The organism is Streptomyces sp. MS06 (assembly GCF_047200655.1).
Taxonomy (GTDB): domain Bacteria; phylum Actinomycetota; class Actinomycetes; order Streptomycetales; family Streptomycetaceae; genus Streptomyces.
The window spans coordinates 208,831-221,332 of sequence record NZ_JBJZOJ010000002.1 but is presented as its reverse complement, the minus strand read 5'-3'; the positions used below and the strand labels follow the sequence as shown (position 1 = coordinate 221,332).

General features: G+C 71.9%; 7 protein-coding genes and 1 tRNA gene. All 8 read right to left on the bottom strand.

The window, feature by feature from the left end; all coding sequences use genetic code 11:
- Positions 1-1,119 (bottom strand): beta-ketoacyl synthase N-terminal-like domain-containing protein (locus tag ACL02U_RS02050; RefSeq protein ID WP_412788815.1); only part of this gene is annotated, 1,119 nt, incomplete at its 3' end.
- A 50-nt stretch (positions 1,120-1,169) separates the two neighbouring features.
- Complete coding sequence (locus ACL02U_RS02045; protein WP_412788814.1) at positions 1,170-2,585, bottom strand: NAD(P)/FAD-dependent oxidoreductase; 1,416 nt, start codon at positions 2,583-2,585, stop codon at positions 1,170-1,172.
- Entirely contained in the window at positions 2,582-3,031 is a 450-nt protein-coding gene (locus ACL02U_RS02040; RefSeq protein WP_412788813.1) for an SRPBCC family protein, read from the bottom strand. Before ACL02U_RS02040 ends, ACL02U_RS02045 begins: the two co-directional genes overlap by 4 nt.
- Positions 3,032-3,188: 157 nt before the next feature.
- A complete protein-coding gene (locus ACL02U_RS02035; RefSeq protein ID WP_412788812.1) occupies positions 3,189-4,424 on the bottom strand; it encodes an LLM class flavin-dependent oxidoreductase in 1,236 nt (411 codons plus the stop codon).
- A 685-nt stretch (positions 4,425-5,109) separates the two neighbouring features.
- Complete coding sequence (locus tag ACL02U_RS02030) at positions 5,110-6,381, bottom strand: sensor histidine kinase (protein WP_412788811.1); 1,272 nt, start codon at positions 6,379-6,381, stop codon at positions 5,110-5,112.
- A gap of 811 nt (positions 6,382-7,192) precedes the next feature.
- Positions 7,193-9,205: a S9 family peptidase gene (locus ACL02U_RS02025; protein WP_412788810.1), complete on the bottom strand. Its 2,013-nt coding sequence runs from the start codon at positions 9,203-9,205 to the stop codon at positions 7,193-7,195.
- 450 nt (positions 9,206-9,655) lie between these two features.
- Positions 9,656-9,728 (bottom strand) — tRNA-Lys (locus tag ACL02U_RS02020).
- A gap of 550 nt (positions 9,729-10,278) precedes the next feature.
- Complete coding sequence (locus tag ACL02U_RS02015) at positions 10,279-12,402, bottom strand: DEAD/DEAH box helicase (protein ID WP_412788809.1); 2,124 nt, start codon at positions 12,400-12,402, stop codon at positions 10,279-10,281.
- Positions 12,403-12,502 lie beyond the last annotated feature (100 nt).

Here is a 12,502-nt window from a genome sequence, read left to right as displayed (position 1 = left end):
CGTATGACCCATGTTCGACTTGATCGAACCCAGCCACAGCGGTAGGTCGGCCGGGCGCTCCTGGCCGTACGTGGCGATCAGCGCCTGCGCCTCGATCGGGTCACCCAGCGTCGTCCCCGTCCCGTGGCCCTCGACCACGTCGACGTCGGACGGGGAGAGGCGCGAGCCGGACAGCGCCTGCTTGATGACGCGTTGCTGGGAGGGGCCGTTGGGCGCGGTGAAACTGCTGGAGGCGCCGTCCTGGTTGACTGCGCTTCCCCGTACCAGGGCCAGCACCGGGTGGCCGTTGCGACGCGCGTCCGACAGCCGCTCCACCAGGAGCATGCCCGCGCCCTCCGAGCAGCCCATGCCGTCGGCCGACTCGGAGAAGGACTTGCAGCGGCCGTCCTTCGCGAGCCCGCCCTGGGTGCTGAAGTAGACGAACATCTCGGGGTTGGACATGACGGTCACGCCGCCGGCGAGAGCGAGCGTGCAGTCGCCGCGGCGCAGCGCCTGTGCGGCGAGGTGCAGCGCGACCAGCGACGACGAGCACGCCGTGTCCACGCTGACCGCCGGGCCCTCCAGGCCCAGCGTGTAGGCGACCCGGCCGGAGACCAGGCTGCCGGCGCTGGAGCTGCCGGCTTCCCTGCCCTGAGCGTAGTCGTGGTACATCACGCCGGCGAAGACGCCGGTGCGGCTGCCCCGCAGGGCCAGCGGGTCGACGCCCGCCCGCTCGCACGCCTCCCAGGCGGTCTCCAGCAGCAGCCGCTGCTGCGGGTCCATCACCAGCGCCTCGTTCGGGCTGATCCCGAAGAAGTCCGGGTCGAAGTCAGCCGCATCGTGGAGGAAGCCGCCTTCGCGCGCATAGGTCTTCCCGGGGGTGCCGGGTTCCGGGGCGAACACCCCCGGATCCCAGCCGCGGTCGGACGGGAACCCCGACACCGCGTCCGCCCCGTCGGCCACCAGCCGCCACAGGTCCTCCGGCGAGGCCACACCCCCCGGATAGCGGCACGCCATCCCGACGATCGCGACGGACTCGTCGTCGGGCTTCCGTGCCGCTTCGGCGAGGCATCTGCGAGCGTCACGCAGCTCCGCGAGCGTGCGCTTGAGGTATTGCAGGAGCCGTTCCTCGTTGCTCACAGGTGGCCATCTCCTTCCACATGGGGTGTTGCAGCGGTGTCGACAGGGGGTCAGGCGCCGGTGTTGGACAGTCCGGGCCTGTGAGCGTCGTGCTTGAACAGCTCGCCGATCTGCGGGAACTGGGCGGCGGCCTGTTCCGACGTGAGCTGCGGCTTGTCCGGGCCGCGCATGACCGCCGCGAGGAGCGGCAGTGACATCAGCCGGCTCTGCGGGCTGCGCAGGGAGCTGACCTCGTACACCGCGCGAAGCACCTTCTCGTTGGCCGTGGCGGTACGCGCGTAGCGGGCGGCCATGTTCTGCTGCATGCCCGCACCGCGGACGGTGATGTTGGTCTGGACCCCGGGGAAGAACAGGTCGGTGGTGCTGGCCGCCTTCCAGGAGCCGAGGCCGGCCTTGGCGATGTCGTTCTGCACCGCGCGGGACAGGCCGGGGCGCAGGCCGTGCGTCTTGAGGCGGGTACGCAGCGCCAGGGCGCCGAAGGCGGCCATCGACATGCCGGTGGCGTAGTTGGGGCTGAGTACCATCACGGCGTCGCCGATGGCGAGGAAGCCGTCGGGGACGGGCAGCTTGTGGTACAAGCGCCGGCGGTTGGCGAGACCGCGGGAGCCGCGCACCTCCGTCAGCGGGCGGGCGGTGCCGATGAGGTCGGCGACGACCGGATCGCGCACTTCGCGGGCGAACTCCAGGAACTCCTCGTCTCCGGTGGGCGGCTGGCCTCCCTTGGTGCCGATCAGGGAGACGATCCACCTGCCGTCCTCCTGCGGCATGAACGCCGCGCCCTTCCCGGGCAGTCCGGTGCCGGGCACCGTCTGGATGAGGACGCCGGGGAAGTCCTTGGCCGCCTCGACGGGGGCCTCGTACTCGCGTCCGGCGTAGGCGAGTCCGGCGTCGACGTACTCCTCGACGACCGTGGGCAGTCCCAGGTCGGCAAGCCACTGGGGCGCCTTGGAGCGGTTGCCGGAGGCGTCGACGATCAGGGAGCCGGTGACGACCTCCTCGGAGCGGCCGGCGCGCTCGACGCGGACCCCGGTGACCCTGCCGGCGTCGCCGGTCAGGCCGACGGCCTTGGTGGACTCCAGGACGGTGACGGTCCCGTCGGACAGCACCTGGCCGCGGACGACGTGGTCGATCAGCGGCCGGCTGCACGCGATGGTGTACGACTCGTCGTCGAAGGTGCGGAACCAGCCCTCGGAGGACAGGGTGAGCAGGTCCCCGCCCATCCTGAGCCGGTGGGCGCCGGCCGCGGTGAGGCGGGCGACGGTACCGGGCAGGAGCTGGTCGAGCGCCTCGGCGCCACCCGCCATGAGCATGTGGTTCTGCCGGCCCTGGGGGAGGCCCCTGCGCTGCTGTGGGCCGTCCGGGTAGACGTCACCCTCGATGACGGTGACCTTGTCCGCGTGCCGGGAGAGCACCCGTGCGGCGAGCAGGCCCGCGAGGCCGCCGCCTATCACCACCGCTTCGGTCATCGCGCGCTGCCCGTCTCTGCGGTACGGCGCCGGGCTTCCTGCTCCAGCGCCTTGAACGTGCTGCGGGTGTCACCCTGGAACGCCTTCGCCCAGAACAGCCGGAAGACGGGGGTGAAGGGGCCGTGGACCTCGACGCGGCGGCTGACCTCGACCCGGCTCGGACCGGCTTCGCGGTAGTTGTTGATGATCAGCATCTTGCCGCCGGGCATCGGGGACTCGGTGGTGTAGGAGCGCTTGTCCTCGACCTTCACGAGCTTGAAGTAGCCGCGCTGGCGGGAGACCAGGCGGGAGATGGTCCAGCCGCCGCTGCCCGGCTCGAACGGGCCGTCGAAGCCGCACTGGAGGACGTGCGGGTCCCAGGTGGCCCAGGACGGTACGTCGGACACCGTCTGCCAGACCGCGTCGAGTTCGGCATCGATGGTGTCCGACTCTTCGAATGCGTACATGTCGGAATACCTCTCAGTTCCATTTCGCGGGAGAAGGGTGCGGTGTCGCGGCGCGAGAGGGCCCCGGCGCAGGGAGATCTGGTGGAACTTCCGCGCCGGGGCCAGTGCTTGGCCGCGCCTCGCGCACCGTGGGTAAGTGCCGCCGTTCCGCGGCGGCTCAGCTCTCGGTCGCGGGCGCCTGGTTCTGGAATTCCTCCATGTCGGTGCGGATGACGTAGTCGGACACGTCCACGTCGGAGTCCGTGATGCGTTCGAGTGCGTTCTTGACCGGTACGGCAAGGCGTTCCTGCTTGGCGGTCTCCTCCGCCTCGCGGCGCTCGGCGAATTCCGGCATGACCTCGCGGGCGAAGAGTTCCAGGGATTCGCAGATGTGCTCGTGCTTGTTGGCGCCGAGCTGCACCTGGAAGATGATCTCGTCGACGCCGGCTTCCTCCTGGACCCGGATCATGTCGGCGATCTTCTGCGGGGTGCCGATGCCGCGGCGGACCACCATGTCCATGCGGGCCGCGTTCTCCGGCGGGACCGGCGGCCGCTTGGCGAACTCCGTGCGCAGGTCGGTGGTGCCGGGGCGGTGGGCGCCCTGCACGTAGAAGTGCATGAAGGAGTTGACGTAGAAGTCGACACCGCCGAGGGCCCGCTCGTAGGCGGTCTCCTCGTCGGTGTGGCACAGGAACGGCAGCGCGACGGCGAAGTTGGCGTTGACGGCCTTGCCGACGGGCACGCATTCGTCGGACTCGAGGATCCGGTAGTAGGCCGCGACGCGCTCCTTGGCCTCCTCGGGCGTCATGAACGCGAAGGAGAGGGCGCCGACGCCGTTGCGGGCGGCGGTCTCGACGGTCTCGGGGGAACTGCAGGCGACCCACAGCGGCGGGTGCGGCTTCTGCTTCGGCTTGGGCAGTACGTTGCGCGGGGGCATGTCGATCCACTGGCCCTGATGTCCGGTGAAGGGCACCTCGGTGAACATGCGGGTGATGACGCCTATCGCCTCGCGCCACTGGTCGCGCTTGGTGGCGCGGTCGATCCCGAACGCGCCGAGTTCGTGCTGGGTGCTGCCCTGTCCGGAGCCGAACTCGACGCGGCCGCCCGAGACCAGGTCCAGCATGGCGATGCGTTCCGCGACGCGCGCCGGGTGGTTGACGGCCGGCGGCAGGGTGACGATTCCGTGGGCGAGACGGATGTTCTTCGTACGCGCGGCGGCCGCGGCGAGGAACACCTCGGGGGCGGAGGAGTGGGAATACTCGTCGAGGAAGTGGTGCTCGGACGCCCACACGGTGTCGAAGCCCAGCCTGTCGGCGAGTTCGATCTGATCAAGGGCCTCGTTGACCACCTTTTCCTCACCGTCCTCGCTCCACGGGCGAGGATTCTGCAGGAGATATATCAGACCGAAGCGCATGCTCGCTCCTCATCGTCGACAGGAATTTCACCGCTGCCGGAAGACGGAATCCATGGTTTTCACCGGCCACTTCCTCGCAGAGGACTCCCTGTGGAAGCAGGCTCGGCCACGGTATGAGGAGAGCGTTCTCGACCGCTCCCCCTACGAGCCCCTTAGAAGCCCTTACCGCACCCGTCGGGGTGCGGTAAGGGGGAGGAGTGCGCCGACGCCGCGAGCCGCATGTGCCGCCGGAGGCGGTGGCCCGGCGACCCCTACGGCGCGCACCGTTCCCCCTAATGCGGCCCGGGCGGATTCGGCCGTGTTCGGGCAGCGCCCCGAAGGGCCGTCGTCGCGGGTGCTCTATCCGCGGCTCCGCCGCGACGGGGGTCCCCGGGCCGGAGCGAAGCCGAGAACCCGGGTGAGCGGTCGATCCACCACCATAATGCCGCGGATGGCAGGCGGTGGCTCGCGGCACCCGCGGCGGAGCGCTCGGTCGCGGTCGCGGTCGTGCCCTGTCAGGCACCGGGCACGACCGGTGTCAGGCACCGGACCGCTAACCACCCCGGCGGAACGGGCCTGCCGGGGCGGTCGGGGGCGGGATGGTCGTGGGCGTCGCGTGCGTTCGGTGCCCGACCGCCCGGGTTCGGTGCGCGTTCCAGCCCGACGACCGGAGTCCGGTGCTCGCCGGGGCACCGAAGGCGGACGGTCAGTGCGCGCGGGTCTCCTCCGCGAGGACCTCGCAGGGCAGCTCGATGGTCACGGTGGTGGGGCCGCCGGGCGGGCTGTTGAGGGCGAGGACCCCGTCGAAGGCACCGAGCCTGCGCTCCGTGCCGGTGAGCCCGGTGCCGCGGGTGGGGTCGGCGCCGCCCTTGCCGTCGTCGGTCACCGTGATGCGCAACATGCCGTCCTCGTGCCGCATGTCGATCCAGATGCGCTGCGCCTCGGCGTGCTTGGCCACGTTGGTCAGCATCTCGGACACCGCGAAGTAGGCGGCCGCCTCCACCGGAGCCGCCAGTCGTCCCACGGACTCGATGCCGACCTCGGTCCTGATGTGGCTGCGCAGCGCAAGCGCCCGCACCGCGTCGCCCAGCCCGCGTTCGGCGAGGACCGGCGGGTGGATGCCCCGCACCAGCTGGCGCAGTTCGTCCAGTGCCTCGGCGGAGAACTTACGGGTCTCCGCGAGCATCTGGACGGCCTTGTCGGGGTCGGTGCGCACCAGGTGCTCGATGGTGCCGAGGCTCATGCCCATCGCCACCAGGCGGGCCTGCGCCCCGTCGTGCAGGTCGCGCTCGATACGGCGGAGTTCGGCGGCGGAGACGTCGACGGCGTCGGCCCTGCTCTCGGTGAGACGCTCGATGCGGAGTTCCAGCGCACGCTCCTGGTTCGGGGCGAGGAACGCCTTGGTGAGCAGGCCGTGAGCGCGCACCAGGGCGGGGTCGTAGCGCAGTCCGGCGGCGATGACGAGGACTCCGAGCCCGGCTGCGGCGAAGGCGGTGAGCTGGCTGTCGACCGGGATGAACCCGTACCAGTAGCCGACGTCGCGCATGGGCCGCCAGACGCCGGCTGCGAGGACGAAACCCCACGCACCGTAGGCGATCAGGCCGGCGGCGAAGATCCCCAGAGCGAAGCCCGCGATCGGGTCGACGATCAGCCACAGCAGGTCCCGCCAGGTCGCGGGATCCTTCAGGAGCCATTCGCAACGCTGCGACATGCCCACCAGCCCGCCTTCGAACCGCGGCGGGGTGCGGTAGGGCACCGGAACATCCACTCCGCTCCACTTGCCGGCCAGACCGCGGCGGAAGGTGGCGTTGGCGCGGACGGCGCGCATGATCCAGGGGGTTGTGAGGACGCCGAGCCCGACGACGATGAGCGTGATCGAGACCACCGAGAGGCAGAACAGTACGAGCGAGAACGCCATGGACAGCAGGGCCAGGGCCAGGCCTCTCACTGAAGCCGTCAATCCGGCCCGAACGTTCATGTCGCCTCCCGTTGTCGAGGTGTGCCGGACCCGCCGTGCCGGCGGAGACCGGGGAACCGTTCTCGTACGTGTCCTACTCTGCCCGCGCCGCGGGCCGCGGGCACTGGTTCCAAACCCCGATTCGAGGGTGTACCCACCCCCACCCCCACCCCGCCCCCGTTCATCGCCGTCCGAGCGAGGTCCGCTCCCGGCGTGCCTTTCGGGCTCGCGGCGTACCCACGACGTGGGGCAGCGGCGTGCCTTCGGGAAGCGGCGCATGCGGTTCGGCGTCGATGCCGACGACGCCCCTCGGTTCCGTCGCGCGGGCAGGGCCGCCGGCCTCACCGCGGCCGAGGCACCGCGCCGGACGGGCCGGCCCGTGCGCTCGGGGACCGCCTCGGCCGCGGACTCGCCGGCCGAGCAGGGCCCCGGAAACCACGGAACCCCCGTCTGACCAGGTCAGCGGGGGTTCTGACCCCGAGGGGTCCGGTAGGCCCTGTGGGACTCGAACCCACATCCAATGGATCAAAAGTCCTGGCCGAAGCTTGCCGGGTGCTTCCGAGCGGTGCTTCAGGGTCCGAAACCACCTGGTCAGATCGCATCCGTCGTGCGGCGCGATCCACCTCATGGCGACTTGTACTCCACCATCCGCTCACGCCGCTCACGCAGAAGAGCCTGCTGGCCAGCGGCTCGACGAGCAGATCCGCGACGAGGTCGCCAGCGCCCTCAACTGGTGTGAGCGGCCGGACCTCTACCGCGCCGGCCCTGGTTCCCCCTGTTCGGTGTTCGCTGGCCCCGGGAAAGACCCACCATTCACGACGCCCGCCCGCGGTCACAGCAGTTCGGGCCGCTGCCACTCGGCACCGAGGACGTGGTGGTCGAGGAAGTTCAGGAACGCCTCGTACCAGACCTGGATGTGGCCCGGGGTGAGGATCCAGTGGTTCTCGTCCGGGAAGTACAGGTACTTCGCAGGCACCTCGAACCGCTGCAGATCCTGGAAGAGCGCGGCGCCCTGGCCGACCGGCACGCGGTAGTCCTTCGCACCGTGGATGACCAGCATCGGCGTACGGATCTTCGCGGCGTCCAGGTACGGCGAGTGCGCCTCGTACCGCTCGGGCCGGGTCACCGGGTCCCCGAAGATGCACCGGAAGTACCAGGGCGCGTCGGTGTCGCCCTGGAAGGACCGCAGGTCCCACAGGCCCGCGTGGCTCACGATCGCCTTGAACCGATCGGTGCTCGTGGCGACCCGGTTGGCCATGTAGCCGCCGTAGGAGCCGCCCCCGAGCGCGGTGCGCGCGGCATCGATGTCGTCACGGGCCTCGGTTGCGTCGGTCAGCGCCATCACGTCCGTGTACGGGACCCCGCCCCACTGCCCCCAGCCGCGCCGGTGGCCCTGCTGACCGTAGCCGGTCGACAGGGCCGGGTCGGGCAGCAGCACCGCGTAGCCGCGGGCCGCGAACGGCCACGGGTTCCACCGCCAGGTCCAGCCGTTCCAGCTGCCCTGCGGCCCGCCGTGCACGGCGACGAGCAGCGGCGCGGGGTTCTCGGCCGACGCGCCCTCGGGCAGCACGAGCCAGCCGCGCAGCCGGTACCCGTCCGCCGCGTCGGCGTGCACCTCGGTGAGGGTGCCCGGCAGCGCGTCGAACGCACCGGGGGCGGGCAGCTCGACCGGCGTCTGATCGGCGGCGCCGGCCTCGAACCTGACCGGCCGCGGCGGCGAGTCGATCGCGTTGCGCAGCGCGTACAGCGTCTGCCCGTCGGGGGCCACGCAGAGCGAGCCGTACGCGCCCGAGGCGGTGAGCCGGGTCACGGTGCCGTCCGCGTCCCGCCGGAAGACGGGCGCGTGCCCCTCCACATCGGCCACGAAGAAGAGGGCGTCGTCGGCCGGCGAACAGACGGCGCCGACGGGCCAGTTGTCGAACCCGGGCAGCAGATCGACGGCCTCGCCGCCGTCCACGCCGACCCGGACGAGCGTCATGTCCATCGACTCGTCGTAAGTCGGCCACGTCATCCGCGAGCACACGACCGCCGAGCCGTCGTGGGTGAACACCGGCGCCTCGTAGAGGTGCTCCACATCGCCCAGGACGAAGACCTCCTCGCCGGTGGCCGCGTCTGCCACCACCACGGCAGTGCGGTTCTCGGCGGGCACCCGGCCGGGTACGAACCGGGTGTAGGCCACTCGCGTCCCGTCGGGCGACAGCGCCACATCCCCGGGGCGCTCGAGGCCGACGCCCTGCCCGCCGGCGTCGACCGCGGCGCCCTCGGCCCCCGCGCGCACGAAGGTGTGCTGTGCCTCGGGGCCGAGATCGCGGTCCCAGGCGCGGGTCGGCCCGGCCTCGTACAGGATCGCGGTGACCTTCGCGTCCTTGCGCGCCGTGCGCAGCTTGCCGTGCGCGTCGGCGTCGGCGGCCCCGGGCAGCAGCCCGGCGGTGTGGGCCAGCGCGCCGGAGTCCCGGGCGACGGTGAACGCGGTGATCCCGCCCGGGTGCCGGGCCACGACGGCGGCCTCACCACGCCCGGGCAGCGCCCACAGCGCGGCACCCTCGTGCTTGCCCTCCTCACTGTCGTCCTCGCGTTCCGACAGGAAGTACAGCACCCCGTCCGGGCCGAACGCGGGCCCGGACTCGCCCTTCCCCGACCGGGTCAGGCGCAGCGCCTCGCGCGCCCCGGCCGGATCGATCTCCCACAGCCCGGACACGAACCTGGTCCGGTCCTCCGACAGCGTCTGCACGACGGCGACGAGACGGCCACCGTCGGCGGACAGCGCAAGGGAATTGACGCGAGGCTGGGCGAGGAACGCTGGCAGGCCGTGGAAGGCGGTCGTGCCACCGGGGATCGCAGACATGCGGACCATTCTTGCTCGCGGAGGAGGTGGTGAACAGCGGACTACGGGCGCCGCCCGTCAGGGGTGTCTGCCGCCCGTCCTGCGAAACGCAGAGATCCCGCCCGATCGAAGTGATCGGACGGGATCCCGTCAACCGCCTACGAGCTGAATCGTGAACGGCGCTGCAGTTGCGGTGGACCATCCGGGATTCGACGGCGAGGAGGCCTCGTGGACGGCGACCGAGCGGGGCGCACGTGCATCGTCCGGGCCTTCAGGCGTATTCGGCGTATGCGCGAAGTGGCGACACCATGGTGGCGCACACCCTGGACAGGCTGGGGCGCCGGCCCGCCCGTCGGTCACCCGGCACAGTCGCTCACGCACAGACCCCTGCACCTCGAAGCGCCCCGACCGAAAAAACCGATCGAGGCGCTCCTTCGCAGGTCAGAGGGCTTCTCCCTCCCCCGCCACCGGTAGGCCCTGTGGGACTCGAACCCACAACCAATGGATTAAAAGTCCACTGCTCTGCCAATTGAGCTAAGGGCCCTGGCGATGTTGCTCCCCCGAGCATAGCCGGACGAAGCCGCGTCTCCGATCCGGTATCCGGTACACGTCGCGTCGCCGGGGTCGACGGGCGGTTCCGGCGGCGGAGGACGGAGTTCGTCTGACGGCACGACAGACGGCACGCGGGGACCGGCCCCAAGCCGTCCCCCGATCCCTCGAGCCGCCCCTCGGCCCGCCGAGGGCGCCGAAGGCCTGCCGAGGCCCGTCGGGGCGCCCCGGCCCCTCCCGACGCCCTCCCGATGCCCTCCCGACGTCCGGGGGACCTCTCGCACCGATGTCTCGGTACAACGTCCCGGAGCCGCCTCATCCGACCCGTCCCGTCCGACCGCGCGCGGCACGACCGGACCGACCGAACCAGCTGAACAGACCGCACCGGCAGAACAGGCCGAACCAGCTGAACAGGCCGGACCGGCAGGCCGAACAGGCCTAACATGCCGGACGGGCCGGACCGGTGCGGTTTCCCGGAGAACGCGGCAGGGCCCGCACGAACCACGTCGTGCGGGCCCTGGCCCAGGCTGTGAGCGGGTGAGGCGTCAGCTGTTGCGCTTCCAGCGCGGCTTGTCCTCGCGGCGGCCGTGCGTGCCACCGCCGCGGTGCTCGTCGCGGCGCCCGTGGGGGCGCTCGTGGCCACCGGAACGGAAGCCGGGACGCTCACGGTTGTAGGGGCGGTCGCTGCCGCGGTGCCCGCCACGCTCGTCGCGGCGGAACCCGCCGCGCTCGCCGTCGCGGCGGTCGAAGCCGCGGCCACCCCGCTCGCGGTCGCGGTCGCGGTCGCGGTCGAACCGGCCGTCGCGGTCGAACGGGCGGCGCTCGTCGCGGCGGAAGCCGCCCCGCTCGCCGTCCCGGCGCTCGAAGCCGCGGCCACCCCGCTCGCGGTCGCGGCCCCGGTCACGATCGCGGTCGAAGGAGCGGCGCTCGTCGCGGCGGTCGAAGGAACGGCCACCGCGGTCGCCGTCCCGACGGTCGGAACCACGGTCGCGGTCCCGCTCGAACGGGCGGCGCTCGTCGCGGCGGTCGAAGGAACGGCCACCGCGGTCGCCGTCCCGGCGGTCGGAACCACGGTCGCGGTCCCGGCCGAAGCCGCCGCGCTCGCCCCGGTCCTCGCGACGCTCGCGGCGCTCGTACGGCGAGGCCGCGGGAGTGCGGTCGGTCCGCTCGGCGCGGTCCCGGGCCACCGGCTGCTCCGGCACCGCGGCGGCCTCGGACTCGACCGCCTCGGCCAGTACGGCCTGGGCCTCGGCGACGGCGGCCGCCGGGTCCTCGCCGCGCTCACGGGCAGCCTTGGCGACGAGCCGGTCGGACTCCTCGCGCAGTTCGGCCGCCCTCCGCTGGGCGCGCTCCAGCTGCTGGGTGAGCTGGGACACCTCGCGCTCGGCCTGCTGGGCGGCGTTGCCCGCGGACTCCGCCTGGACCTCGGTCATGGACCGGGCACCGGTGATCTCGGCGACCTCCGGGTCGAAGGCCGCGCCGCCCTGGATGACGTGGCGCAGGGCGTCCACGCCCGCGTCCTCCATCAGGCGGAAGATCTGCCGCCGCTGGTGCGGCAGGGCCAGCGACACGACGGTGCCGGTGCGGCCGGCGCGCGCCGTGCGGCCGGCGCGGTGCAGGTAGTCCTTGTGGTCGCCGGCCGGGTCCACGTTGAGGACCAGGTCGATGCCGTCGACGTGGATACCGCGGGCCGCCACGTCGGTCGCGACGAGGACGTTGACGTAGCCGTCCTTGAAGTCGGCCAGCGTGCGCGTCCGGGCGCCCTGCGTCATTCCGCCGTGCAGCGCGTCGGCCCGCGCACCGGCGTCCCGGAGCTGCTCGGCGACCCGGTCGGCGCCCAGCTGGGTGCGCACGAAGATGATGGTGCGGCCCTTGCGGGAGGCGATGGCGGCGGTGACCGGCGCCTTGTCCTTGGGCTTCACCACGAGGATGTGGTGCGACATGGTCGTGACCGCGCCCTGGGCCGCGTCGACCTCGTGCGAGACCGGCTCGTCGAGGTAGCGGTCGACGAGGGTCTTGATCTCGTTCTCCATCGTCGCGGAGAAGAGCATCCGCTGGCCGCCGGAGGGCACCTGGTCGAGGAGTTCCGTCACCTCGGGCAGGAAGCCCAGGTCGGACATCTGGTCGGCCTCGTCGAGAACGGCGATCCGCACGTCCTCCAGCGAGCAGGCGCCGCGGTTGATGAGGTCGCGCAGTCGGCCCGGGGTGGCGACCAGCACGTCCACGCCCTTCTCCAGGGCGTAGATCTGGTTGCCCATCGAGGTGCCGCCGCACACGACCTTCATGCGCAGGCCGAGGACGTCGCCGTACGGCTGGAGCGCGTCGGCGACCTGCATGGCCAGCTCGCGGGTCGGGGTGAGGATGACGGCGCGGGGGCGCTTCTTCTCGGTGCGGCCGCCGGACAGCAGCGCCAGCGTCGGCAGGCCGAAGGAGAGGGTCTTGCCGGAGCCGGTGCGGCCGCGGCCCAGGATGTCCTTGCCGGCCAGGGCGTCCGGGATGGTCGCGGCCTGGATCGGGAAGGGGGTGGTGACGCCGTTCTGGGCGAGCTTGCGGACGACGCCCTCGGGCAGGCCGAGGTCGGCGAAGGTGATCTCGGGAGCGTCACCGGCTCCCTCGGCGGCGGGCTCGTTCTCGGGCACCACAGCGTGTTCGGTACTGGCAAAGGACATGCGAATGCGAAACCTTCCGGAGTCTCGTCGGCACGCGCCCGTCAACTCCGTGAATCGCATCCGACCGCCTCAATGCGGTCCGCCACGGCAAGGGAGAGTA